Annotated in this window: 24 protein-coding genes; 10 read left to right on the top strand and 14 right to left on the bottom strand. The window is 62.5% G+C overall.

Annotated elements, in window-relative coordinates:
• The first annotated feature begins 74 nt into the window (after window positions 1–74).
• Genes ispH through SJY21_RS12045 form a run of 5 tightly spaced genes read left to right on the top strand, consistent with a single transcriptional unit; the run spans window position 75 to window position 3,150 of the window.
• On the top strand, window positions 75–1,025 hold the full coding sequence (ispH, locus tag SJY21_RS12065; protein ID WP_377510915.1) for a 4-hydroxy-3-methylbut-2-enyl diphosphate reductase: 951 nt from the start codon (window positions 75–77) through the stop codon (window positions 1,023–1,025).
• Window positions 1,022–1,486 (top strand): DUF3429 domain-containing protein, encoded by a 465-nt coding sequence (locus tag SJY21_RS12060; protein ID WP_377510912.1) that lies wholly within the window; start codon window positions 1,022–1,024, stop codon window positions 1,484–1,486. Before ispH ends, SJY21_RS12060 begins: the two co-directional genes overlap by 4 nt.
• The gene (locus SJY21_RS12055) at window positions 1,417–2,082 is read left to right on the top strand and encodes a class I SAM-dependent DNA methyltransferase (protein WP_377510909.1); all 666 of its coding nucleotides are present in this window, start codon (window positions 1,417–1,419) and stop codon (window positions 2,080–2,082) included. Before SJY21_RS12060 ends, SJY21_RS12055 begins: the two co-directional genes overlap by 70 nt.
• Window positions 2,075–2,530 carry a ribonuclease HI gene (rnhA, locus tag SJY21_RS12050; RefSeq protein ID WP_377510906.1) on the top strand — a complete coding sequence of 152 codons (456 nt, stop codon included), beginning with the start codon at window positions 2,075–2,077 and terminating at the stop codon, window positions 2,528–2,530. The genes SJY21_RS12055 and rnhA overlap by 8 nt, the downstream gene beginning before the upstream one ends.
• The gene (locus tag SJY21_RS12045; protein WP_377510903.1) at window positions 2,527–3,150 is read left to right on the top strand and encodes a trimeric intracellular cation channel family protein; all 624 of its coding nucleotides are present in this window, start codon (window positions 2,527–2,529) and stop codon (window positions 3,148–3,150) included. Before rnhA ends, SJY21_RS12045 begins: the two co-directional genes overlap by 4 nt.
• Here the strand turns inward: SJY21_RS12045 and fmt are convergent.
• From fmt to def (SJY21_RS12030), 3 genes are read right to left on the bottom strand one after another with little or no spacing between them, the layout of a single operon-like run.
• Window positions 3,147–4,046, bottom strand: coding sequence for a methionyl-tRNA formyltransferase (fmt, locus tag SJY21_RS12040; protein WP_377510900.1), 900 nt, complete (start codon window positions 4,044–4,046; stop codon window positions 3,147–3,149). The genes SJY21_RS12045 and fmt overlap by 4 nt on opposite strands.
• A 56-nt stretch (window positions 4,047–4,102) precedes the next feature.
• The gene (def, locus tag SJY21_RS12035) at window positions 4,103–4,594 is read right to left on the bottom strand and encodes a peptide deformylase (RefSeq protein WP_377510897.1); all 492 of its coding nucleotides are present in this window, start codon (window positions 4,592–4,594) and stop codon (window positions 4,103–4,105) included.
• Window positions 4,591–5,118, bottom strand: a complete 528-nt coding sequence (gene def / locus SJY21_RS12030; RefSeq protein ID WP_377510894.1) for a peptide deformylase — start codon at window positions 5,116–5,118, stop codon at window positions 4,591–4,593. The genes def (SJY21_RS12035) and def (SJY21_RS12030) overlap by 4 nt, the downstream gene beginning before the upstream one ends.
• A 124-nt stretch (window positions 5,119–5,242) precedes the next feature.
• Between def (SJY21_RS12030) and SJY21_RS12025 the strand changes: the two genes are divergently transcribed.
• Window positions 5,243–6,433 (top strand): MalY/PatB family protein, encoded by a 1,191-nt coding sequence (locus SJY21_RS12025; protein WP_377510891.1) that lies wholly within the window; start codon window positions 5,243–5,245, stop codon window positions 6,431–6,433.
• Here SJY21_RS12025 and SJY21_RS12020 read toward each other — a convergent pair whose 3' ends face one another.
• The 8 genes from SJY21_RS12020 to SJY21_RS11985 form a co-directional block, all read right to left on the bottom strand.
• Entirely contained in the window at window positions 6,434–6,781 is a 348-nt protein-coding gene (locus tag SJY21_RS12020) for a hypothetical protein (RefSeq protein ID WP_377510888.1), read from the bottom strand.
• A gap of 91 nt (window positions 6,782–6,872) precedes the next feature.
• The gene (gene cobM, locus SJY21_RS12015) at window positions 6,873–7,646 is read right to left on the bottom strand and encodes a precorrin-4 C(11)-methyltransferase (protein ID WP_377510885.1); all 774 of its coding nucleotides are present in this window, start codon (window positions 7,644–7,646) and stop codon (window positions 6,873–6,875) included.
• 91 nt (window positions 7,647–7,737) lie between these two features.
• Entirely contained in the window at window positions 7,738–9,540 is a 1,803-nt protein-coding gene (cobJ, locus tag SJY21_RS12010) for a precorrin-3B C(17)-methyltransferase (RefSeq protein WP_377510882.1), read from the bottom strand.
• The gene (gene cobI, locus SJY21_RS12005) at window positions 9,531–10,232 is read right to left on the bottom strand and encodes a precorrin-2 C(20)-methyltransferase (protein ID WP_377510879.1); all 702 of its coding nucleotides are present in this window, start codon (window positions 10,230–10,232) and stop codon (window positions 9,531–9,533) included. The genes cobJ and cobI overlap by 10 nt, the downstream gene beginning before the upstream one ends.
• Complete coding sequence (cbiE, locus tag SJY21_RS12000; protein ID WP_377510876.1) at window positions 10,229–11,434, bottom strand: precorrin-6y C5,15-methyltransferase (decarboxylating) subunit CbiE; 1,206 nt, start codon at window positions 11,432–11,434, stop codon at window positions 10,229–10,231. Before cbiE ends, cobI begins: the two co-directional genes overlap by 4 nt.
• Before the next feature lie 83 nt (window positions 11,435–11,517).
• On the bottom strand, window positions 11,518–12,159 hold the full coding sequence (locus tag SJY21_RS11995; protein ID WP_377513230.1) for a precorrin-8X methylmutase: 642 nt from the start codon (window positions 12,157–12,159) through the stop codon (window positions 11,518–11,520).
• A gap of 999 nt (window positions 12,160–13,158) precedes the next feature.
• Window positions 13,159–14,355 carry a sirohydrochlorin chelatase gene (locus SJY21_RS11990; RefSeq protein ID WP_377510873.1) on the bottom strand — a complete coding sequence of 399 codons (1,197 nt, stop codon included), beginning with the start codon at window positions 14,353–14,355 and terminating at the stop codon, window positions 13,159–13,161.
• The gene (locus SJY21_RS11985; protein WP_377510871.1) at window positions 14,352–14,567 is read right to left on the bottom strand and encodes a DUF6732 family protein; all 216 of its coding nucleotides are present in this window, start codon (window positions 14,565–14,567) and stop codon (window positions 14,352–14,354) included. Before SJY21_RS11985 ends, SJY21_RS11990 begins: the two co-directional genes overlap by 4 nt.
• Before the next feature lie 299 nt (window positions 14,568–14,866).
• Here SJY21_RS11985 and SJY21_RS11980 point away from each other — a divergent pair, with 299 nt between their 5' ends.
• Window positions 14,867–15,841, top strand: coding sequence for a glutathione S-transferase family protein (locus SJY21_RS11980; protein ID WP_377510868.1), 975 nt, complete (start codon window positions 14,867–14,869; stop codon window positions 15,839–15,841).
• On the opposite strand, the gene SJY21_RS11975 is transcribed toward SJY21_RS11980, so the two are convergent.
• The gene (locus tag SJY21_RS11975) at window positions 15,838–16,197 is read right to left on the bottom strand and encodes a hypothetical protein (RefSeq protein ID WP_377510865.1); all 360 of its coding nucleotides are present in this window, start codon (window positions 16,195–16,197) and stop codon (window positions 15,838–15,840) included. The genes SJY21_RS11980 and SJY21_RS11975 overlap by 4 nt on opposite strands.
• 190 nt (window positions 16,198–16,387) lie before the next feature.
• Between SJY21_RS11975 and SJY21_RS11970 the strand changes: the two genes are divergently transcribed.
• From SJY21_RS11970 to cbiB, 3 genes are read left to right on the top strand one after another with little or no spacing between them, the layout of a single operon-like run.
• Window positions 16,388–16,750, top strand: a complete 363-nt coding sequence (locus SJY21_RS11970; protein ID WP_377510862.1) for a DUF1636 family protein — start codon at window positions 16,388–16,390, stop codon at window positions 16,748–16,750.
• Window positions 16,747–17,745 (top strand): threonine-phosphate decarboxylase, encoded by a 999-nt coding sequence (locus SJY21_RS11965; RefSeq protein WP_377510859.1) that lies wholly within the window; start codon window positions 16,747–16,749, stop codon window positions 17,743–17,745. The genes SJY21_RS11970 and SJY21_RS11965 overlap by 4 nt, the downstream gene beginning before the upstream one ends.
• Window positions 17,726–18,670 carry an adenosylcobinamide-phosphate synthase CbiB gene (gene cbiB / locus SJY21_RS11960; RefSeq protein WP_377510856.1) on the top strand — a complete coding sequence of 315 codons (945 nt, stop codon included), beginning with the start codon at window positions 17,726–17,728 and terminating at the stop codon, window positions 18,668–18,670. Before SJY21_RS11965 ends, cbiB begins: the two co-directional genes overlap by 20 nt.
• Here the strand turns inward: cbiB and SJY21_RS11955 are convergent.
• The gene (locus SJY21_RS11955; protein ID WP_377510853.1) at window positions 18,657–19,433 is read right to left on the bottom strand and encodes a transglutaminase family protein; all 777 of its coding nucleotides are present in this window, start codon (window positions 19,431–19,433) and stop codon (window positions 18,657–18,659) included. The two genes, cbiB and SJY21_RS11955, sit on opposite strands and share 14 nt — an antisense overlap.
• 39 nt (window positions 19,434–19,472) lie before the next feature.
• Complete coding sequence (gene smc / locus SJY21_RS11950; RefSeq protein ID WP_377510850.1) at window positions 19,473–22,928, bottom strand: chromosome segregation protein SMC; 3,456 nt, start codon at window positions 22,926–22,928, stop codon at window positions 19,473–19,475.
• Between the last annotated feature and the right edge of the window lie 189 nt (window positions 22,929–23,117).

Raw genomic sequence — 23,117 nt, 5'->3', positions numbered from 1 at the left:
GGCGTATCGCCGCAGCCCGTCACCTTGTTTCCCAGCCACTGGACGACAGGGCGCAGGCGTTCTACCTATGCGGCATGACCAAAGCACCCCTCACCCTCTATCTGGCCGCGCCGCGCGGGTTTTGCGCAGGCGTGGACCGCGCCATCAAGATCGTTGAAATGGCGTTGGAAAAATGGGGCGCGCCCGTCTTTGTGCGCCATGAAATCGTGCACAACAAGTATGTGGTCGATGATCTGCGCGCCAAGGGCGCGGTGTTTGTCGAGGAACTGGACGAATGCCCCGATGACCGCCCCGTCATCTTTTCCGCACACGGTGTCCCCAAGGCTGTCCCGGCCGAGGCCGCGCGGCGCGAAATGGTCTTTGTGGATGCGACCTGTCCGCTGGTTTCCAAGGTGCATATCGAGGCCGAGCGGCATAACGAAAACGGCCTGCAAATCATCATGATCGGCCATGCGGGCCACCCAGAAACCGTTGGCACGATGGGGCAGTTGCCAGCCGGTCAGGTCGTGCTGGTCGAAACCCTGGATGATGTGACGACCGTCGATGTGCATGACGCAGAACGCCTTGCTTTTGTGACGCAAACGACCTTGTCGATGGACGACACGGCGGAGATCGTCGCGGCCCTCTATGCGCGCTTTCCTGCCATCATCGGCCCGCACAAGGAAGACATCTGCTACGCCACCACAAACCGCCAAGAGGCCGTCAAGGCGATGGCCCCGAAATGCGATGCGATGCTGGTTGTCGGCGCACCCAATTCATCCAATTCGCAACGTCTGGTCGAGGTCGGACGCAAGGCCGGTTGCACCTATTCGCAACTGGTCATGCGCGCCGCCAACATTGACTGGCGCGCGCTGGACGGGATCGCGTCCATCGGTATCACCGCAGGGGCCAGCGCCCCCGAAGTGCTGATCAACGAGGTGATCGACGCCTTTCGCGACCGTTATGATGTGACTGTCGAAATGGTCGAAACCGCCAAGGAAAACGTCGAATTCAAGGTCCCACGCGTGTTGCGGGAACCGGCATGAGGGCAATCCCCCGTTCCGCGCTGATCCTTGGTCTGCTGGGCCTGTTGCCGTTCCTCTTTGGGGCCGCAATCACCCTTGGCTGGCTGAGCGCCGATATGGGCGAACCGAATGCTGGTGGTTACAGCCCGATCGTGCCCACTGACGGGCGGGTGATGATGATCCGTTATGGCACGATCATCCTGGCTTTCATGTCCGGTGTGCTTTGGGGGTTCGCAACACGGGCGACAGGCGCGATGCAATCGTCGGGCTATGTTTTGTCCGTGATCCCGGCGCTATGGGCGTTTCTCATGGTGGGTGGTGGGCCAGTCAGCATGGCGTCAAACCTGTTGATCGGCTTTATCGGGCTGTTGTTGCTTGACTGGCATTTCTGGCGCTTTGAACTGGCACCGCCATGGTGGATGCACCTGCGGGTGTTACTGACGGTGATCGTCGCGGCCTGTTTGTTGACGGTGATTTTCTGATGCCAGACGCCAAGACTATCGCGTTCTACGACAGTGCAGCCGAACGCTACGCCAACCTGACGAAAACCGGGACGCCTGGCGCCTTGCTGAAATCCTTCATGGCGCTGCTGCCCGCAAATGCACAGGTGCTTGACCTAGGCTGCGGACCGGCGCGCGCGTCCGTTCATATGCGCGATGCAGGGTTTCGGCCCGATCCGGTCGACGCTTCGCAAGGGATGGTGGCGCTGGCCAATGAAAGCCACGACATCGGTGCGCGCCTGATGACGTTCGATGAGCTGGACGCGGTGGCCGCTTATGACGGGGTTTGGGCAAACTTTTCACTGCTCCACGCGCCTATTGCTGATCTCCCCCGCCATATCGACGCGGTTGCGTGCGCTTTGCGGACAGGCGGCATATTCCACATCGCCATGAAGACTGGCGAGGGCGAAGCACGGGACGCTATTGACCGGATGTATAGCTATGTGACGCCGCTGCAGTTGCGAAACATGCTCGAAACCGGTGGCTTTGCGGTGCTGGCCATTGACGAAGGTCGCGAAGTGGGATGTGCAGGCACAGATGACGCTTACGTCGCCATGAGAGCCCGCAAAAATGCCTGATCTTTATGCCTACACAGACGGTGCCTGTAGCGGCAATCCCGGCCCCGGCGGTTGGGGTGCCCTGCTGATCGCACGCGAAGGCGATGCGGTGGTCAAGGAACGCGCCTTGTCGGGGGGTGCGGCTGATACGACCAACAACCGGATGGAATTGCTGGCTGCGATCACGGCGCTGGAATCCCTATCGCGCAACACCGAAATCACCATCGTCACAGACAGTTCTTACGTCAAAGACGGGATCACCAGCTGGATACACGGCTGGAAGAAACGCGGTTGGAAAACGGCTGCGAAAAAGCCCGTGAAGAACGAAGATCTCTGGCGCAGGCTGGACGCCGCAACAGCGCGCCACAACGTCACATGGGAATGGGTCAAGGGCCACGCGGGCCACCCCGAAAATGAACGCGCCGATGAACTGGCGCGGGCGGGTATGGCCCCGTTCAAACCCGCATGAACGCGATTGGTTTCCTTGACACGGCCTCGGTGTTCATCTTTGCGCTGACGGGCGCGCTGGTGGCCAGCCGCGCCCAGCTCGATATCGTCGGATTCATCTTTGTCGCCTGCCTCACGGCGGTGGGCGGGGGCACCCTGCGCGATGTGATCCTGAACCGCGATGTGGTGTTCTGGGTCGCCAATCCCACCTTCATTCTAGCCGGATCAGCGGCGGCTGTGCTGGTGTTCTTTACCGCGCACCTGCTGGAATCGCGCTACCAGACAATCCTGTGGCTTGATGCCTTCGCGCTGGCCGTGGCTGTGCCTGCAGGGGTCGCTGTGGCGCTGGGGATGGGGCAGCCCTGGGCGATTGTATTGATCATGGGCGTGACCACGGGCTGCTTTGGCGGGTTGCTGCGCGATGTGGTCTGCAACGAGGTGCCGCTGGTCCTGAAACAGGGTGAACTCTACGTGACATGCGCCTTTGCCGGTGCCGGTGGCGCGGTCCTGGTGCTGGCAGCAGGTTACAGCGTTAACCTTGCGCTGATCACCTGCGCTGCCGTGACGCTGGCTCTGCGGGCTGGCAGTATCGCATTTGGCTGGCGCTTGCCGGTTTACAAAAGCCGCCCGCCCAAGGCCTAGGTCAGCCTTTCGGGCAAGACCAACCCGCGCAAGGCATCGCTTGTGTTCATCGGCTTCTTGCCAGCGCGCTGGACACGGGTGACTTCAACGGCACCCGCACCACAGGCCACCACGAAGCCGCCCAGAACCTGCCCAGCCGCACCTTGCCCATCGGCGATCCGGCTGCCCAGCAACTTGATACGCTCGCCACCCACGTCGCACCACGCACCGGGAAAGGGGGATAACCCGCGGATCAGGCGATCAACCTCGGCTGCGGGACGGGTCCAATCGACACGCGCCTCGGCCTTGTCGATCTTGGCGGCATACGTCACACCAACGTCGGGCTGCGGTTGCGCGGTCAATGTGTCGATCTGTGCCAGTGCGCGCACGATCAGGTTCGCGCCAAGGGCCGATAGCCGGTCGTGCAATGCGCCGGTCGTTTCCTCGGCACCGATACCAACAGCCTCATGCAGCAGCACCGGACCCGTATCCAGCCCGGCTTCCATCTGCATGATACACACGCCGGTTTCGATATCCCCCGCCATGATTGCGCGGTGGATCGGGGCGGCGCCCCGCCAACGGGGCAACAGGCTGGCGTGGATGTTCAGACAGCCATGGGCGGGCGCATCCAGCACCACCTGCGGCAAGATAAGGCCATAGGCCACGACAACCGCCACATCCGCATCCAAAGCGGAAAACGCGGCCTGCGCCCCGGCGTCTTTCAGCGAAACCGGATGGCGCACAGGCAGGCCCAAGTCTTCGGCACGCGCCTGCACGGGGCTGGGGCGGTCCTTCTTGCCGCGACCCGCGGGGCGGGGAGGCTGGGAATAAACGGCGCAAATCTCGTGCCCTGCAGCCACAAGCGCGTCCAGCACAGGGACCGAAAATTCAGGCGTTCCCATAAACACAACGCGCATCCGCTTCCCCTTCATCTTGGCCGAAAAACTCTCGCCGGAGACTCCTGCCGCTGCGTCTAGCGCAGTTTCGCGGCCTTTTTCAGCAACATATCGCGTTTCACGCGGCTAAGACGGTCAAAATACATCTTGCCGTCCAAATGGTCGATCTGGTGCTGCACGCTCGTCGCCCAGAGGCCAACAAAATCCTTGCGATCCCAGACACCGGTTTCATTCAGAAACCGGACCGTTACAGCGCGTGGGCGTTGCAGCACCGCCGCCACACCGGGCAAGTTGGGCGAGGCTTCCTGATGCTCGCGCAGCTCGACGCTTGCGTGCAATACACTGGGGTTGGCCATCCGGATCGCCTGTCCACGCTTGTCACTGGCGTCAACCACCGCAAGGCGCAGGCCGACACCCAGTTGCGGGGCCGCCAAGCCGACACCGGGCATGGCGTCCATCGCCGCAACCATCTCGTCCCAAAGCGCGCGAATGTCATGGGTGATCTTGTCGACTTCGGCAGCAGGGGTGCGCAGGACCGCGTTTGGCCAAGGCACAAAGCTCCGGCTCATTCGGCCTCGCGCGCCAGCTCGCGTTTCAGCTTTTGCATCTTGCGGGTGATCATCTGGCGTTTCAACGGCTTGAGGTAATCAATAAACAGCTTGCCGTTCAGGTGATCAATTTCATGCTGCACACAGGTCGCCCATAGCCCGTCAAACTGTTCCTCGACCGGTTCGCCGTCCAGACCCGTCCAACGCACCTTGACCTCGGCGGGGCGCGTGATCTCGCCGTATTGTTCGGGGATCGACAGGCAGCCTTCCTCGTAAACATTCGTCTCCTCGGAGGACCAAATGATTTCGGGATTGATCAGGGCCATCGGTCGGGGCGATGCCCCTTCTTCCTTGACCGCATCCATGACCAAAACGCGGGACATCACGCCGATCTGCGGCGCAGCAAGGCCGATGCCGGGCGCATCATACATGGTTTCCAACATATCGTCGGCAAGGCGGCGCACATCGTCATTGATTTCGGCAACGGGCGCGGTCACAGCCTTCAGGCGCGGGTCGGGATGGATCAGGATCGGGCGTAATGTCATGGGCCCGATCTAATCGTTGAAACGGCGCTTCGCAAGACATGCGATTTTGGGTTGCGTTCGGTTCGTGCTCGCATAGCTTACTGCGCAAAAGCAGGACCGGTAACAAATGACCTTGGATAACGTAGTGACACCTTCCTTCGACTTCACGACACCCAAAGCAACCCTTGGTGGGCGCAGTTCAAAATGGGCGAATATCGGGCAGTTTCTGGATCACGAAACCCCGGACGACATGCTGGCAATGTGGGTGGCCCAGATGGATTTCCAACCTGCCCCCTGCCTTCAGAATGCGATGGCCGCAATTATGGCCGAAGGCGAATATGGCTATTTCACGGGGCTGGACCGGTTCTTTGAAAGCATCGCGTGGTGGTATGAAAACCGGCATGGGTGGTCGCCTGATCCGGCGCATATGTTTGCCACCCACGGTATCGGCAATGCGATCGGCATAACGCTCCAAGCGATGACCGAACCGGGTGACGGGATCATCCTGTTCAGCCCCGTTTATAACGAATTTCGCGGCAAGGTTGCGCGCAACGGGCGCACGCCTGTCCTGTCGCCCCTGGTAATCGACGCGGATGGGCTTTACCGCATGGACCTTGAAACGCTCGCGGGCCAACTGACCGGTTCGGAAAAAGCCGTGTTGTTTTCGGCGCCACACAATCCCGCCGGTCGCGTGTGGGAGGTTTCGGAACTTCGCGCCCTTGCCGCCTTTTGCGACCGGCACGACCTGCTTCTGATCTCGGACGAAATCCACCACGATCTGACATTCCCAGGCCAAAAACACACCCCCACGGCCATTGCCGCCCCTGATGCCTTGCCCCGCCTCATTGCGATGTCTGCGGCCTCCAAGACGTTTGATATCGCAGGCCTGCGCACCGGTTATGTGATCATCCCGGATGCCACACTGCGCGCACGATTTGCCAAACTGCACAGCGCGCTGGATATCCAGTGCAATCGTGCAGGCATCGATCTGACCCGTGCAGCCTATACCCCCGAAGGGGCGGCGTGGGTCGATGACCTGATGCAGGTGCTGGACCGCAATCGCCAGATCCTGTGTGACGGGTTGAACACAATTCCGGGCGTCAGCGCGATGCCGATGCAATCCACATTTCTGTCATGGGTTGATTTCACAGGCACCGGCATGGCGCGTGACGAGCTTGACAAGCGGATCATCCAGGACGCAAGGATCATGCCCAGCCCGGGCGAAATTTTCGGCCCCGAACACCAGATGTGGAAACGCATCAACATCGGCGCGCCGACGGCGATGGTCCAAGAGGCGGTTACACGCCTACAGGCCGCATTCAGTGATCTTCAGTAACTAGCGCCCCAACAGCGCAATCGGCGCATCCTCGGCGCGTTCGAAATCAAGCGGAGCCTTGTCTGCCGCGGCGGTGTTGCGCTTGAATTCATAGTGCATTTCGCCGTTTTCTTCGTCGCTGGCGATGATCAGGCATTGATACAGATGCCGCCCGCCATCGAAAATATCAACCAGCCCACGCAGGTGCGGCGCGTCTTCCGCCTCAAGCGAAAAACCACGGTCCCACAGGCGCAAAATCGGATACATCCGCTCGCCATCCATAATGCGCAAACGGCTGCTTTTGCGCAGCGCATCTTTGCGGGCGGCTTCCAATCCTTGGCGCACAGCCTCGGGCAAAAAGTCGGTCATTTGATCCTCCATCCTGTGCAGGATCATGGGGCCAAACTGGTTTGCGTCAAGTTAACCTTTCGATATCCGGGCGAAAAACTGTGCAAAACCCTTAGTTTACAGGCTTCACCTTTGGACGCAGCACATGGGGTTTCGCCGGATCATAAAGCGCGGAATCGGGGAATCCGTGCGAATCACTCAGCGCCGGGCCAACAAGGATCAGCGCCGTGCGGGTAACTTTCGCGGCGCGCACCTTCTCGCGGATGTCACTTAATGTGCCACGGATCATCTGCTGGTCCGGCCAGCCAACGCGATAGGCGACAGCCACCGGGCAATCGGCACCATAATGGGGGATCAACTGCCGCTCGATCTCGCGCAGGGCGCGAATGCCCAAATGGATCGCCAGTGTCGCGCCAGAGCGCGCAAAGTTTTCCAACGTTTCGCCCTCGGGCATGGAGGTCGATTTCATCGACATGCGCGTCAGAACGATAGACTGCGCCACCTGTGGCACGGTCAGTTCGGTTCCCAAGGCGGCGGCGGCGGCGGCATAGGCGGGCACACCGGGAATGATCTGATAATCAATCCCATCCGCCTTGAGTCGCCGGATCTGTTCGGCAATCGCACCGTATAGCGACGGATCACCGGAATGTACCCGCGCAACATCCTGCCCGCGGTCATGGGCCGCCACAATCTCGGCGTGGGTCTCGTCCAGCGTCATCGGGGCCGTGTCCCGCACGCGTGCCCCTGCTGGGGCACAGGCAACGACAGCTTCGGGCACCAGTGATCCCGCGAACAGACACACCGGACATTCACCAATGATACGCGCGGCCTTGAGGGTCAGCAGTTCCGGGTCGCCCGGACCCGCACCAATAAAATAAACGGTCATGATGCGCCCCTGTTCTTTTGTTCGGAAATACTCTCGCCGAAGGCCGCGGGATGGCGGGCGGGGCGTCGCGGCACGCGCGCGCCGATCCCCATCACGACAGATCCCCGTCGATTTTGCGGGCATAGCCGCGCGGCGTGAACATGCGCGGCCCCTCACCCAGTTGTGCCAGCTTCGAGTTGGACGATCCCACCAGAACGACCGTCAGCATATCAACCTCGTCCACCTGCAATTCATCCAAGCGGCGATAGCGCACATGTTCCTCGGGGCGTCCCAGGCTTGACGCCAGCATTACCGGCGTATCCGCAGGGCGGTGCTGTAACAGAATATCGCGGGCTTCGGCCAGCAAGATCCGGCGCGTTTTCGACACCGGATTGTAAAATGCGATCACGAAATCCCCTTCTGCTGCCGCGTGCAAACGGCGGATAATGTCATCGCGCGGGGTCAGCAGATCGCTGAGGCTGATCGTGCAAAAATCATGGCCCAGCGGCGCACCTGCGCGGGCTGCGGCCCCTTGCAGCGCCGACACACCAGGCGAACAAATCACCTCGACCCGCCGCGCGGCATCGCTCACGCCCTGTTCCGCCTCGGTCCGGTCCAGCAGTTCGAACACCAACGCGCCCATCGCGTAAATCCCCGCATCACCGGAACAGACCAGCGCGACATTCTTGCCCTTGCCCGCCTGTTCCAGCGCATAGCGACAGCGCGCTTCCTCTCCACCCAGTGGAAAATCGGACCGGTCCTTGCCCGTAGCCAGCGGCCCCAACAGATCAATATACAGCCCGTAACCCACCAGTTCTTCAGCCTCGGCAACAAGGCGCGACACTTCGGGTGTCCGCCAAGCCGCCTGTCCGGGGCCGATCCCGACAACAGACAACCGCCCGCGCGCGCGGCCCCGCATTTTTACAATCGGATCCTCGGCGCGCGCTACGGCGCAGGTCGTATTCGCGGTCTTGCTTTTGGCCACCGACAGTTCCGCATCCGGCCCCGCCGCCGCCAGCGCCGCCCCTTCGGACACGCCGTGGCAGCCAACTTCGGCAAACACCACATCAGACGGGTTCAGCAATCGCCCTGCTTCGGCTTCCAGCTGATTGGCGGTGAACACCCGCAACGGCACGCCCAACCGCGCGGCCACGGCGATGATCGCCGGTTCATCCGCTTTCAGGTCAATCGAGGCGACACAGGCAATCGCGCCTTTGGCAATGTCACCCGCCTCAAGCGCGCCTTGCACATGCGCCCATAATTCTTCGGGGTCGGCGTTGCGCGCGCAGCCCAGCCCCAACGCAAACCGCTGCGGATGATAGACCAGACGGGTCGCGTTGCCCTGCCCTTCGGCCTCGGTCACGAGCAGTTCCACATCGCCGCCTTCGGGCAGTTCAACGTCAAACAATTCCTCGTCCGTCCACGTCACGCCGCCGCCTGCCAACAGCGTGGCCATGACGCCCTTGGCATCTTCGGGGTTCATCAACCGGTAGCCCGCGGGCGGTTCATCCAGGGCCACGCCCAGCGCCACATCGCCCGCCGTGGTCACGGCTGCGTCGCCGCCCAAGGCATCGGCGATCTGGCGCGCCAGACGGTTGGCACCGCGATGCCCGCCCAGCAGCGGCACAACAACCGACCCGTCATCGGACACCGACACCACAGGTGGTTCGGCGGTCTTGTCAGCCAGCAGGGGCGCGACGCCACGGATCAGGATACCGCTGGCGCAGACCCCGACAATCGGCGTGCCGGCGGCAAACAGATCACGCGCGTGGTCCAGCGCGTTTGCAAAGAACGCATCGGCCTTGGCCACGCGGCCCTCGCGCCCGTGCACCTTTGCGCCAAGGGTTTCGGCAATGCGGTGGGCTGTGGCTTCGCCCGAACGGGACAGCGCCAGAACAACAGGTGTCAGAGCCATGGATCAGCCCCTTTCGTCAGCAGGATCATTGAAAAATACGGCGCGTTTTCAGGGGCATCAACCAGCGGCAGCACAACTTCCTGCGGCAGACTCGCGCGTTCTACATAGGTCGCGAATTCGGTCAACCCCAGCCCGTCGATGACAGCGCGGATTTTCGGCAAGTGCCGCCCGACCTTCATGATCGCCACGCTTTCCGCCCCTTCGATACGGGCGCGCAATTCATCCTCGGGCAGCGGACCGGGCAGAACTGTCAGGCGTTCATTGCGCGCCACAAGCGGGCGTCCGGCGCGCGCGGCACAGGCGGTGATGCTGGTCACACCGGGCACGACCTGCACATCATAGCGGTCCGCAAGGCGGGCAAAAACATACATGAAAGAGCCATAGAAAAACGGATCGCCTTCGCAAAGGCACACCACATCACAACCGCTGTCCAAGGCCGCCGCGATGTCCGACGCGCCTTTGTCATAGGCCTTTTGCGCGGGTTCGCGGGCGGTTGTCATGGGCACGTCCATGACGATTTCGGTCGCATCCGGCGCGATCAGATCGGCGGCGATGGCACGGGCGAAACTGTCGCCGCCCGCAAGTGCAGGATAGGCAATCACGCGCGCGCTTTCGATCAGGCGGGCGGCGCGCAGGGTCATCAGGTCAGGCGCGCCGGGGCCAAGGCCGACACCGTAGAGTGTTCCACTCATCGCTTTACAAGGCTCCATTGGGTGACAGGCATAGACGGGCGCCAGCCGGTCAGCCGCCCCACCGGTTCGGCGCGGTTCACTTGCAGTTTCACAAGGTCGCCACCGAACTCGCGGTAAAGGGCAAACAGCTCGGCTTCGCTTTCCAAAGTGACGGCGTTGGCGACCAGACGGCCTAGCGGACGCAGTGCCGCCCAAGCCGCATCAAACGTGGCGCGCGACAGCCCGCCGCCGATGAAAATGGCGTCCGGCGCATCGAGCCCTTCAAGGGCGTAAGGCACTGTTCCGTCTATTAATTCCAGCTTGGGCGCGCCCAGCGCGAGGGCGTTGGCGGCCGCCATGGCGCGCCGGTCGGCGCGGGGTTCGATGCCCACGGCGCGGGCGTAGCGGGCGGCGCGCATCCATTCGATCGCGACAGACCCGCAACCGGTGCCGATGTCCCACAGCAGCGCGCCGCGCATGGGCATCAGTTTGGCCACGGTCGCGGCGCGGACCTCTTGCTTGGTCATGGTGCCATCGGATTGAAACAAGGTATCGGCAAGGCCAGGAACACGCGGCAGCAACGCAGCATCTGGTGCGGCGACGCAATCAATACACAAGGTATTGAAGGCCGGAACCGTATGGGACCAGTCGGCGGCGGTGCCGTCGAACCGTTCTTCGCGCTCCCCTCCCATCGCGGCAAGCACCGTCATCTGCGACTTGCCAAAGCCGCGATCCGTCAGGAATTTCGCGATCTGCGCGGGGGTATCTGCACCGGTTGTCAGAACGATAAGGCGTTGATCAGGTTGGATAAAGGCGATCATCTGTTCGACGGGGCGACCGTGCACCGTGAGGGTTTCCACATCCGCCAGCGACCAGCCCATGCGCGCCGCCGCCAGTTGGAATGCAGACAGTTGCGGGTGATACACCAGCTGGTCAGCAGGGATCGCGCGGCCAATGCGCGCGCCGACGGAAAACCACAAGGGATCACCGGTGACCAGCACCACGGCGCGGCGGCCATTCAATGATTCCAAGCTGTTAATCATCGCATCAAAGGGTGAGGGCCATGCGATGCGTTCGGCGTCAGGGTTGACGGACAGGGTGTGATGACGATCCCCGCCGACGATCACTTCGGCGGCTTCGACCACCGCGCGGGTCACGGGGCTAAGGCCATCCATGCCGTCCTCGCCGATGCCGACAATGTGTAGCCAGGGCGTTTTAACCATTGGGAAAACCCCGCTGAACCGGCGTATGGAAAGCGTATGGAAACCGTATGGAAACCGTATGGGCGAGCGTATGGCAGGCCGCGTTAACCATGTGACACCTCTGGCAGGCCGGCGGCCAATGCGTTGACAGCTGCCGAAGCCATCGCCGATCCGCCCCGCCGCCCGCGCAGGGCGACAAATTCGCAACCGCGCGGGTTGGCGGCCAGTTCGGCCTTGGATTCCGCCGCGCCGATGAACCCGACCGGAAAGCCGAGGATCGCGGCGGGTTTCGGCCAGCCCTGATCAAGCAGTTCAAGGAGGTGGAACAGCGCCGTGGGCGCGTTGCCAATGGCGACGACCGCGCCTTCGATATGATCGCGCCACAATTCAACGGCGGCGGCGGATCGCGTGTTGCCAATGGATTTCGCGCGCGCTGGCACGGAGGGATCGTTGAGCGTGACAATGACCTGATTACCGGCGGGCAGATAGCGACGGATGATGCCCGCGCCGACCATTTCGCAATCGCACAGGATCGGTGCGCCGCTTTTCAGGGCCGCGCGGCCTGCTACGCTGACGCCATCGGAAAACGCCAGACGGTCGGCAATTTCGACCATGCCGCAGGCGTGGATCAGCCGTGTCATCAGCGGGTGCATATCCGGCGGGAACCGGTCCAGACGTGCCTCGCGGGCGACAGTCGCAAAGCTGGCGGCATAGATTGCAGCGGGGTCTTTTTCGTAGGGGCGCATGTTGGGAGGGATATGAGGTGTCGGGCGGCGGGACAAGTCCCGCACTACGGCGCGCAGTTCTTCCTCGAACCCGAGGCCGAGAATCCAGCCCTCGTCGGTGGTAACAGCGGGGTGTTGATTGTTCGGGTCTTGCAGCAAGGCTGCAAGGCGGCCCTCCGCATCAAGTGCAGCTATCGCGCCGGCAAGGGCGCGGACCTGTCCGGCGTCGCGGACGGGTTCGCAGGGGTCCGGGTCGATCAGCGAGGGGAAAACCTCGACGGCGAGGTGGGCGGTGTCGCTTTCCTCGAACGGCCAGATGGCAAGGTTATGCTTGGTGCGCAGGTATTGCAGAACGGGGATACCGGTGAGGGTTTGCCCGCCGACAGCACCCGCGCCTGACAGTTTCCAGACTTCCTGCGCGCCGGACGCGCGGGTTTCAGCGTGGCGTTTGCTGGGTGGCAGGGTGTCGCCGTAGCCTTGTGGTTTTCGATATGGCAAAGTGTCGTAGCGGCCATGGTGTTGGTTCGGGTAACACCAGAAGGGGCCGTCGCCCGCGCTTTGCGCGTTCAGGGTGCTGGCTACATCAAAGCGGTTGTTGGCGTTGTTCGGGCCATCTGTCGTCAGGTCGGTGATGCGTTGCCACAGCGTTTGCCAATCCCCGCCGCTAAGGGTTTGTGCCGCGCCGGTCGGGTAGCCAAAGGCGAAATCAAACCCGATCAGAACGCGTTCGCCTGCATCGCTGGCCGCAGTCAATGCGCTGTCCAACAGCGTCTTTGCCGCTGCACGGGTGGGCGGGTTTTGCAAAGTCGTGCCGGTCGCATCGGTGGTGGCGATCCAGATGCTGTCCTTGCCGGATTTGGGCGTTGCATTGGCGGACCAGTCCACGACGATGTGGCGGTGAAAAAGGGGGTGGGTGGGCATTCTATGCTGCCCAATCGGCGTAACAAAGCGAGGACAGCCCCCGACCGCGGGTGTAGCCCCCGCCCGCGGTCGGGGGCTGTCCGATTTCGCCGTCCAAGATCACGCCTTGGTCTTCCGCGCGCTTTCCGGCCCGTGCGGGTGGTCGGCGTGGGGATAGACGGCGTGGACGTGATCGTGGTGGTGGTCATGATCGTGGTCATGATGGTGATGGTGGTGATGGTCGTGCTGCGCGACCAGCCGGCACATGCCGGTGCAGAAGGTATCGCACAGCGCGCAATCGGCCACGTTTGAACCGGGTGCGGATGCGCCCTGCCCTTCGACGTGGTGATGGTGGCTTTCCTGCACCGCACCGACCTCGGCCTCGAAGCCCAGCACCTGCACGCGGTATTTGCACAGCACGCAGGTGGGCGGGGGTGTGTCGGCAAATGCGGGATGGTTGCGCTGGTCGGGCGAGATGTGGACGTGATCGCCGTTATCAAGTGCGAGCACCTGTTCGCGATAACCGCAGATACCGCAGTTGGGGGGCGGGTTTTTGCCGGTCTGTTCGATGATCCGTTCGGCGAATGTTTCCAGCACTTTCGGGTGATCGCCCAGATAGCCTGCCTTGACGAACTGGATGTCGGGGTTTTGCGCCGCGACCTGATCGGTAAAGCCGTAGATGCGGTCGATCAGGATGCCGGAAAACAGGAAGTACGGAAAGACGATGATCCGCTTGTAGCCCAGTTTGGCGGCGTGGGTCAGGCAGGGTTCGACCAGCGGGAAGGTTACGCCGGAATAGCCGACCTCGCACCAGCCGAAACCGATGCCTTCGTGCAGCATCCGCGCGATTTTCGCCACGTTTCCGTTGGCATCCGGGTCGGACGCGCCACGTCCGATCACCACCAGGCAGGTGTCGTGCAGATCGACGTGCCCGTGTTTGGAATTGGCGGCAGCGATGGATTCCTGGATGCGCCCCGCAGCGGCGGCAATCATTTTCGGATCAACGCCCAGCTCGCGGCCATAGGAAATGTTGATACCGTGTTTCGTGGCATAGGTGTTGAGGACCGTGGGAATGTCGTTCTTGGCGTGCATCGCGGCGAACAACATGCCGGGCACCGCAAGGATGCGGTCGCACCCCGCATCGCGTAGCTTGTCCAGCCCGTCGCGGATCACGGGGTTGGCAAATTCAAGGTAGCCGTATTCTGTTTGCCAGTCGTCGGGCAGATATGCGGGCAGTTTGTCAGCCAGTGTCGCAAATTCATCGACCGCCGATTGGGAGCGCGAGCCGTGCCCGCAGATCATCACGCCGGTTTTCATACGGTGGCTTCCTCTTCTGTCTCGTCCTCGGGTTCGGCGGCTGCGTTGCGTCCGCGCCCCTTGAGAGCCCCCCAGAGCCCGACCAGCACAGCGATCCCGACAGCCGCGCCCGCGACCCAGTGATCGTGACCCGCGACATCGGCGATATGGCCGGGATGGGCCGATGCAGAGGTGGCGAAAAGCATCGCAATAAGGGAAAGGGTCGTGCGCATGGTGCTGTCCTCGTGTCGTGTCACAGCCAGAGGACCGCTGATGCAGTCGTGGACGATGTGGCGTGCGGTTCCCGTTTTGGGTCAACCTTGCGCCACCAACCTCTCTGGCCACTGGGGCTTCGTCTGGAAAGGGGTATAGGCGTTGGGCAGGTGACTCGCAAATGGATAAGCGGCGGGGGATGGGTTGAAACCGACCGCGCCGCCATTGTGCGCCTACGCAGAGGTCATGCGCGGTTAGCTGGGTTTCTGTGCGTCTTCCCGCGCGCTAGATCAAGGCCAAGCAATCAATGGAGGGCCAAATGGGCCAACTTGTTGACGGCGTCTGGCAGGACGTCTGGTATGATACGAAATCCACAGGCGGCGCATTCAAGCGGTCGACCGCCAAGTTTCGCAACTGGATCACGGCCGATGGTTCTGCGGGGCCAAGTGGCGAGGGCGGATTTCCCGCCGAAAGCGGGCGCTATCATTTGTATGTGTCCTATGCTTGTCCTTGGGCGCATCGCACACTGGTGTTTCATGCGCTGAAAGGGTTGGAGGATCATATCACCGTCTCGGCCGTGCATCCGCACATGCTGAGTGACGGCTGGACCTTTGCGACAGATTTTGACGGGGCGACGGGCGACACGCTTTATGATTTGCCTTTCGCGCGTGATATCTACCTGAGGGCCGATCCTCAGATTTCAGGCCGCGTGACCGTGCCGATTCTTTGGGACAAACAGCGCGAAACGATCGTCAGTAACGAAAGCTCCGAGATCATCCGCATGTTCAACAGCGCCTTTGACGCGATCACGGGGAACACGGATGATTACTGGCCCGCTGATTTGCGTGACGACATCGCGCCTGTAAACGACCGGATATATGACACCGTGAACAACGGGGTTTACAAGGCAGGCTTTGCTACCACGCAGGACGCCTACGAGGCAGGCGTGCTGCCCCTGTTCGACAGTCTGGACTGGCTTGAGGGCCACTTGTCAGAAAACCGCTATCTGATGGGGGATCGCCTGACCGAGGCCGACTGGCGCTTGTGGACGACCCTGATCCGTTTTGATCCGGTCTATCACCTGCACTTCAAGTGTAACCGCAAGCGGATCGTCGATTACCCGAACCTGTGGGCCTTTACCCGCGAATTGTATCAGATGCCCGGTATCGCGCCGACCGTCAGGATGGATCATATCGTGCATCATTATCACTACAGCCACGAGACGATTAACCCCAACAGGATCATTCCGGTGAATCCGGTTCTGGACCACGACGCGCCGCACGGGCGTGGTTAATGGTGAACGGCGTAGTGTTCGACCATCGCGGCAATGTCTTCGGGGGGTGTCGTGCTGGGAACCAGCGTGCAGGCGTTGGATGCAAGCGCAAAAATTGACCCGTCCGAAAAGAACGACGTGTCCGTGACAAACATCACTTGGGTGTCGGGCTGGCGGTATTGCGCAAAGTCCGACACTGATATGGCATCATGCGCCTGTTCAAGATTGACGACGATCACTTCGAAGGTCTGATCGGATATCGCCAAAATCGCATCATCGGAAGTAGCCACAAGCTTCACGCGCCCGCCTTGACGGCGCAGGTGATCGGCCCAAAGTTGCCCAAGCGGGCCTTGGTTTTCAACAATCAGAACGTCCATCGCTTGCCCCAGTTCGCATTGTCCACAGGCCGCGTGCCTGCGATCCATCCTTCCACTGGCTTGCCCCGTGAAGGTTAACGAAGGGTTAAGGCGCGCAGGCACCCTATCCCGAATGGCAGGAAACAGCCGCGCCCCTTGCGGAAATCCGCCGAATGTTTATCAAAACGCTGAAATCGGAGGCACATAACCCATGACCACATGGATCACCATCTGCGACACCTGCAAGACAGAAGGCTGGGAAGACACCGCCATGGAACGGACCGACGGCGAGGCTTTGGCCGCGCTGATCGAGGACCGCGCCGGCGGTGACGTGGCCACGCGCCGTGTGTCGTGCACCATGGGCTGTGAACGGGCCTGCAATATCATCGTTCAGGGGGCGGGCAAGATCGGCTATTCGCTGGGCAAGTTCGCGGCCACGGCCGAAGATGCACAGGCGATCGTGGATTACGCGCAGATGCATGCGGCCAGCCCCACCGGTCAGGTGCCGTTTCGCGAATGGCCGCAAGGTGTGAAAGGCCATTTCGTCAGCCGCCACACCCCCGTTCCTGAATGACACAGGCCCGCGACCATGGCGGCGGGTTGGACGCTGCAATTGCACGCTATGGCGGGGTGCGCGCCGATTGGATTGATTTGAGCACAGGCATCAATCCGGTGCCCTATCCGGTGGGAAAGATTGATCCGCAGGCGTGGACGGCCCTGCCCGACAGCGGCGCGATGGCGCGATTGCTGGATGCCGCGCGGTCGTTCTGGAACGTGCCGGACGGCGCGGACATCGTTGCGGCGAATGGCGCGTCGGCAATTATCGCCCGCCTTCCCTTTCTGGGGCCGGGACAGGGAGAGGTGCATATCCCCACCCCGACCTACAACGAACATGCCGCCGCTTTTGACGCAACGCGGCAATGGTTCACTGCAAGCCCCGACACACGTGACACCCATGTCTATGTGCACCCGAATAACCCTGACGGGCGGACATATCCCGCAGATGTGATCGGCGGGCGGCGGCTGACTGTGATCGACGAGAGTTTTTGCGATGTCATGCCTGAGGCCAGTCACATCGCGCTGGTCGAGGATCAAGGCATCATGGTGCTCAAGAGCTTTGGCAAGTTCTGGGGGTTGGGGGGGGTCCGTTTAGGCTTTGCGATTGGCGCGCCAGAAACGCTCTCGCCGGTGACGCGATACGCGGACGATTTGGTTGAAGTGGACGCAACCTTGCAAGACCATCTTGGCCCGTGGTCGGTTTCTGGCCCTGCGCTGGAGATAGGCGCGCGGGCCTTGGCAGATCAGGCGTGGGCCGAAGACACCCGCGCGCGCTTGGTGCGCGATGCGGACCGGCTGGATGCTTTGCTAACGGGCGCGGGTGCGCAGATCGTGGGCGGCACGAGCCTGTTCCGGTTGTATGAAGTGGATGATGCGGCTCGCTGGCAGGAACATCTTGCACGGCACCATATCTGGTCGCGCGTTTTTCCCTATTCCAAAACGTGGTTGCGCCTTGGCTTGCCGCACCCTGACGCTTGGGCGCAGCTTGCCGATGCAATCGCTGGGGTCTGACGTGGCGATGGCGCTGTTCCTTGCGATGCTGCTGGACGCCTGGCTGGGCGAGCCGCGTTGGCTTTGGTCACGCGTTGCGCATCCTGCCGTGATCATGGGCCGTGCGGTGGGTTGGCTGGATCAGCGGCTCAACACCGGCGCGGGCCGCGGCGAGGGCGTTCTTGCGCTGGCCGTTCTGGTGATCGGCGCGGGGGTGTTGGGCTGGGCCTTGCAGCAACTGCCCGGACGGGTGGCGGACGTACTGGTCTGCGCGGTGCTGCTGGCGCAAAAGTCACTGGTGGATCATGTGCGCGCCGTTGCGGATGGCCTGCGCACATCCTTGGATGACGGACGCCGCGCCGTGGCGATGATTGTCAGCCGTGACACAGGTGAAATGCGCGAAAGCGATGTGGCCCGGTCCGCCATCGAAAGTGCGGCCGAGAATTTCAGCGATGGGGTGATCGCCCCTGCCTTCTGGTTTCTGGTCGGCGGGCTGCCCGCCTTGCTGATCTACAAGGTCACCAACACGGCCGACAGCATGATCGGCTATCGCACCCAGAGGCACGAAAAATTCGGCTGGGCAGCTGCGCGGTTTGACGATGTGCTGAACTGGATTCCGGCGCGGCTGACGGCGGTGATCATCGGGCTGGCCTGCCCCGGTGCGCGGCTTGGTCCTGTGCGGCGCGATGCACGCCTGCACCGCTCGCCCAATGCCGGTTGGCCCGAAGCGGCGATGGCCTATGGCTTGCAAATCGCCCTGTCCGGTCCGCGCCGTTACGATGGGGTGATGCGGGATTATGCCTTTGTAAACGATGGCGGAAAACGGGAATTGGGCGCAGATGACATTGCCGCCGCGATCCGTGTCTTGTGGGTGTCATGGGGCATGGCGCTGACGCTGGTCGTTGCGGTGGGGCTGGTCATGCGGGTGGCGTTCAGCTTTTGGTGACGCTGACCGATTGCGCCAGCATCTGCGCGCTGCCCCAGCTTGTCAGGAACGCCACATCCGCCGCGTCGCGCCCCACGCCGATCACCGCCATATCGGACGGAGTGGCCATGCCTGTCGGGTCAACCAGATGCCAGGCGCCATCCAGAAACACCTCGACCACGGCGTGGAAATCGGGCGGGGTGACACCGGGCGCATAGACGCTGGCCATGCGCGCGGGGATTGCCGCCGCACGGGCCAGCGCGATCAGCACATGGGCGTAATCGCGGCAAATGCCGTGGCGATGCACAAAGCTGTCCATCGCCGTGGTCTGCGCGGTGCTGCCGGTCGGGTCATAGGTAAAGGCATCCTCGATCCAGTCGCGCATCGCCGCAATCCGCGCGCCGCCCGCAAGGTCGGCAAAATCCGCATCGACAAAGGCCAGAAAATCATCCGCCGGACAATAGCGTGACCCCATGAGGTAGCGCACCGCATCGGCGGGCAGGTCATGCAGCGGTGTCTGGGGCAGCGCGGCCAGATTGGCAGAGGGGCGCGCCACCGTAACGGTCGCGCGGTAATCGCAGGTCACATGGCCCTGCACACGGGTCCAACTGCGTTCGCCGATACCTTCCTCGGCGGGAACACGGCGAAAATGATCGACAGGGGTGATCATCAGGGTCGGGTCGGTGACGGTTTGCCCCGAAGTCTGCGCCGCCTCGATCTGCAACAGCACATCGGTTTTGTCGTCAAACATATAATCAAGATGGGTGTGAATGGTCAGCTGCATGCGCCTCCACTAGAGTGTTGCGCGGGCAAGGGAAAGCCGTCAGGCGACCATTGCGGCGGCTTTCTTGAGGTCAACGCTGACCAATTGGCTGACGCCCTGTTCGCCCATCGTCACGCCGAACAGCCGGTCCATCCGTGACATGGTGACGGCGTGGTGCGTGATGATCAGGAACCGCGTATCGGTGCGGCGGGTCATTTCATCGAGAAGGTCGCAGAAACGGGTCACGTTGGCATCGTCGAGCGGCGCATCGACCTCATCCAGCACACAAATCGGCGCGGGGTTGGCAAGGAACACCGCAAAAATCAGCGCCATCGCAGTGAGGGTCTGTTCCCCGCCCGAAAGCAGCGACAGGGTCGATAGTTTCTTGCCCGGCGGCTGGCAGAGGATTTCAAGGCCGGCATCAAGCGGATCGTCGCTTTCCACCAGCACCAGCTTGGCCTCGCCGCCGCCAAAAAGGTGCGTAAACAGCAGGCCAAAGCTTTCGTTAACCTGCTCGAACGCGGTTAACAGCCGTTCACGCCCTTCGCGGTTGAGGTTGGCGATGCCTGTGCGCAACGCGCGGATTGCGTCCTCGAGATCGGTCTTTTCCTTGACCAGACTGTCGTGTTCGGTCTGCACCTCGACGCTGTCTTCCTCGGCGCGCAGGTTGACCGCACCCAGGGCGTCGCGCTGGCGTTTATAGGCGTTGACCTGCCCTTCGATCACATCGGATGCGGGCATCTTTTCGGGATCCGCATCGAGCGTTTCCAGCAATGTGTCAGGCGTGACGTCTTGCGCCTCCATGATCCGTTCGCTGGCATAGGCCACGGTTTCGCGGGCGGCATCGGCGCGGGCTTCGCTGCGGGCACGGGCCTCGCGGGATTCAGACGCGGTGCGCTCGCTCTCGCGCTCGGCCAGTGCGGCATCGCGCAGGGTGTTTTCAGCCTCGGCCAGCTTGTCGGCAGCCTGTTTGCGGCGGGTTTCGGCCTCGTCAATCGCATCGGACAGTTCGGCGCGTTTGGCGGCGATTTCTTCGGGGGCGGCAGTGGCCTCTTTCAGCTCCACTTCGGACGCATCACGCCGCTCGGCCAATTCTGCCGTGCGTTTGTTGGCGGTTTCAAGGCGGTGCTTCCAGCCGCTGACTTCCTTGGTGATTTCCTGGCTGCGTTTCAGGCGGGCATCGCCCTCGCGGCGCAGTTCATCGTGGGCGCTGCGGCGTGACATCATGGTGATGCGCGCGGCCTCGACCGTCATTTTCACGTCTTCAACGCTGGCGCGCGCGGCGTCCAGATCGCCCAGATCGCGGGCGGCCTTTTCGGCCTCGGCCAGCGATTTGCGGGCGTTCATCGCTTCTTCTTCGTGGCGGGTCACGGCGAGACCGCTGCTTTCCAGCTTGCCCGCCGACAGGTTGCGATCGGCCTCGGCGCGCGACAGGGCGCGGTTAGCGTCCGCGACTAGACGGTCGGCATCGCGGCGGGCCTGACGGGCGGCCTGATCGGCGGCGGTCAGGTCCGCCATGCGCGCGGTCAGGGCATCGTGCGCCTGCGCGGCCCCTTGGGCGCGGGCGTTTGCATCTTCCAGATCGCGCTTGAGTTCCACAAGACGGTTCAACTGCTGCAAGCGCAGGGCAGCAGCAGAAGGTGCATCCTCGGCCCCTGCGCGGAACCCGTCCCAGCGCCACAGATCGCCCTCGACGCTGACAAGGCGTTGCCCCGGTTTCAGATCGGCCTGCAAGCGCGCACCATCGGCGGCATCAACCAGCCCGACCTGCCCCATGCGGCGCACCAGAACATCCGGCACGGAGACGTAATTGGTCAGCGCAGCGACGCCATCGGGCAAGGTTTGCGGGGTGGCATAGCCGGGCAGGACCGCCCAGCCGGATTTGTCATCGGGGCCAATGGCAGGCGCGCGCAGATCGTCGGCCAATGCCGCGCCCAGCGCCTTTTCATAGCCGCCCTCGACGCGCAGTTGGTCAAGGATCTGGCCACCTTCGGCGGTGTCGCGTTCGACCAGACGGGCAAGGCCGGAGACTTCGGCGCGCAGGGCGTTGGCTTCGCCTTCGGCCTCGGCGCGCTGCACGCGGGCATCGGATTCGCGGGTTTGGGTTTCGGCGCGGGCGGCTTCGGCGGCGGCCAGTGCCTCGTCGGCGCGGGCGGCTGTTGCGACGGCGGCGGCTTCTTCGGCACCGGCAGCGGTGAAATCCGCCTCGGCCTTTGTCAATGCTGCCTGTGCTTCGGCCTGTTGCGTCTTGGCGCGCGCGGCTTCGGCCTCGCTTTTCTCCAGCGTTGTGCGGCTGTCGTCCACCAGGCGCTGCGCCGACTGGTGACGCGCGGCAAGACGGGCCACATCCTCGGTCAGTTGCGACAGATCGGTTTCGCGTTCCTGAAGAACACCCGCGGCCTCGTGGGCGGCGTTTGCCGCCTTGTCCAGGCGGCTGTCATGCCCCTCGCCCGCCTTGGCGATTTCGCGCGCTTCCCATTCAAGCCGTTCGATGGTTTCGCCTGCGTCCTTGTTCAACCCGTTTTCACGGTCGATATCGCGGCCCAACTGGTCGATGCGGGCTTTGAGCGTTTCAATCGTTTCCAGTGCGCGGGCCTCTTGATCGGAGAGGGTATCACGCTGCACGGTCAGGCGTTGCAGCACAGCCGCGGCAATCGCTTCTTCCTCGCGCAGGGGTGGCAGGGCGGTTTCAAATCCGGCGCGGGCCTTGGCGGCCTGACGGGCGGCGGTTTCGGCACTGGCAGCGGCTGTCGTGCGTTCGCGCAATTGGTTCTCGGCGGCCGCGCGGGCCTCATCGGCTTCGCGCCAGCGGCGATACAGCAACAGGCCTTCGGACTTGCGCAATGCCTCTCCGATCTCGCGATACCGTTTGGCCTGACGGGCCTGACGCGCCAGTTGCGCCAGTTGCGCGGCAAGCTGTTCGATCACGTCATCAACGCGGGTCAGGTTGGTTTCGGCACCTTTCAGTTTCAGCTCGGCCTCGTGACGGCGCTGATAAAGCCCGCTAATGCCAGCAGCTTCTTCCAGAATACGGCGGCGCGCCTTGGGTTTGGCGTTGATCAACTCGGCAATCTGGCCCTGACGCACCAACGCAGGCGAATGCGCGCCGGTTGATGCATCCGCAAACAGCATCTGCACATCGCGCGCGCGCACATCCTTGGTGCCCACCTTATAGGCGCTGCCCGCGTCGCGGGTGATCCGGCGGATGATTTCCAGATTGTCGGCATCGTTGAACCCTGCGGGCGCAAGCCGTTCGGTATTATCAATGACAAGGGACACTTCGGCAAAGTTGCGCGCAGGACGTGTGGCTGCGCCTGCAAAAATCACGTCTTCCATGCCGCCGCCACGCATGGCGGTGGGGCGGTTTTCACCCATCACCCAGCGCAGTGCCTCAAGCAGATTCGACTTGCCACAGCCGTTCGGACCCACAACACCGGTCAGACCATCGGCGATGATCAGATCGGTCGGATCGACAAAGCTCTTGAAGCCGTTCAGCCGGAGTTTACTAAATTGCACGGGCCGTCCCTGATTCCCTCAACGTCCGGAAACACTGGCCAAACCACCCAACCAGAGTCAACGCGCAACCCCCGCATATGGCGTAATTCAGCCAGTTATCCACAAGATATTGCGGCTTTTTGCCACCCTACCCTTCTTTTGTTCAAAAATACCTCCCGCCGGAGGCGCCACCATCCACCGCAATCGCCA

Origin of the sequence: Octadecabacter sp. R77987, assembly GCF_042466115.1 — a bacterium.
Lineage (GTDB): Bacteria > Pseudomonadota > Alphaproteobacteria > Rhodobacterales > Rhodobacteraceae > SW4.
The sequence above is the reverse complement of the archived record's forward strand: the minus strand, read 5'-3'. Positions and strand labels throughout refer to the sequence as shown.

Bases quoted from the DNA above. Each gene is read 5' to 3' on its own strand.
- ispH (WP_377510915.1), top strand. From the start codon at position 75: ATGACCAAAGCACCCCTCACCCTCTATCTGGCCGCGCCGCGCGGGTTT.
- SJY21_RS12060 (WP_377510912.1), top strand. From the start codon at position 1,022: ATGAGGGCAATCCCCCGTTCCGCGCTGATCCTTGGTCTGCTGGGCCTG.
- SJY21_RS12055 (WP_377510909.1), top strand. From the start codon at position 1,417: ATGGTGGATGCACCTGCGGGTGTTACTGACGGTGATCGTCGCGGCCTG.
- rnhA (WP_377510906.1), top strand. From the start codon at position 2,075: ATGCCTGATCTTTATGCCTACACAGACGGTGCCTGTAGCGGCAATCCC.
- SJY21_RS12045 (WP_377510903.1), top strand. From the start codon at position 2,527: ATGAACGCGATTGGTTTCCTTGACACGGCCTCGGTGTTCATCTTTGCG.
- fmt (WP_377510900.1), bottom strand. From the start codon at position 4,046: ATGCGCGTTGTGTTTATGGGAACGCCTGAATTTTCGGTCCCTGTGCTG.
- def (WP_377510897.1), bottom strand. From the start codon at position 4,594: ATGAGCCGGAGCTTTGTGCCTTGGCCAAACGCGGTCCTGCGCACCCCT.
- def (WP_377510894.1), bottom strand. From the start codon at position 5,118: ATGACATTACGCCCGATCCTGATCCATCCCGACCCGCGCCTGAAGGCT.
- SJY21_RS12020 (WP_377510888.1), bottom strand. From the start codon at position 6,781: ATGACCGACTTTTTGCCCGAGGCTGTGCGCCAAGGATTGGAAGCCGCC.
- cobM (WP_377510885.1), bottom strand. From the start codon at position 7,646: ATGACCGTTTATTTTATTGGTGCGGGTCCGGGCGACCCGGAACTGCTG.
- cobJ (WP_377510882.1), bottom strand. From the start codon at position 9,540: ATGGCTCTGACACCTGTTGTTCTGGCGCTGTCCCGTTCGGGCGAAGCC.
- cobI (WP_377510879.1), bottom strand. From the start codon at position 10,232: ATGAGTGGAACACTCTACGGTGTCGGCCTTGGCCCCGGCGCGCCTGAC.
- cbiE (WP_377510876.1), bottom strand. From the start codon at position 11,434: ATGGTTAAAACGCCCTGGCTACACATTGTCGGCATCGGCGAGGACGGC.
- SJY21_RS11995 (WP_377513230.1), bottom strand. From the start codon at position 12,159: ATGCGCCCCTACGAAAAAGACCCCGCTGCAATCTATGCCGCCAGCTTT.
- SJY21_RS11990 (WP_377510873.1), bottom strand. From the start codon at position 14,355: ATGAAAACCGGCGTGATGATCTGCGGGCACGGCTCGCGCTCCCAATCG.
- SJY21_RS11985 (WP_377510871.1), bottom strand. From the start codon at position 14,567: ATGCGCACGACCCTTTCCCTTATTGCGATGCTTTTCGCCACCTCTGCA.
- SJY21_RS11980 (WP_377510868.1), top strand. From the start codon at position 14,867: ATGGGCCAACTTGTTGACGGCGTCTGGCAGGACGTCTGGTATGATACG.
- SJY21_RS11975 (WP_377510865.1), bottom strand. From the start codon at position 16,197: ATGGACGTTCTGATTGTTGAAAACCAAGGCCCGCTTGGGCAACTTTGG.
- SJY21_RS11970 (WP_377510862.1), top strand. From the start codon at position 16,388: ATGACCACATGGATCACCATCTGCGACACCTGCAAGACAGAAGGCTGG.
- SJY21_RS11965 (WP_377510859.1), top strand. From the start codon at position 16,747: ATGACACAGGCCCGCGACCATGGCGGCGGGTTGGACGCTGCAATTGCA.
- cbiB (WP_377510856.1), top strand. From the start codon at position 17,726: ATGCAATCGCTGGGGTCTGACGTGGCGATGGCGCTGTTCCTTGCGATG.
- SJY21_RS11955 (WP_377510853.1), bottom strand. From the start codon at position 19,433: ATGCAGCTGACCATTCACACCCATCTTGATTATATGTTTGACGACAAA.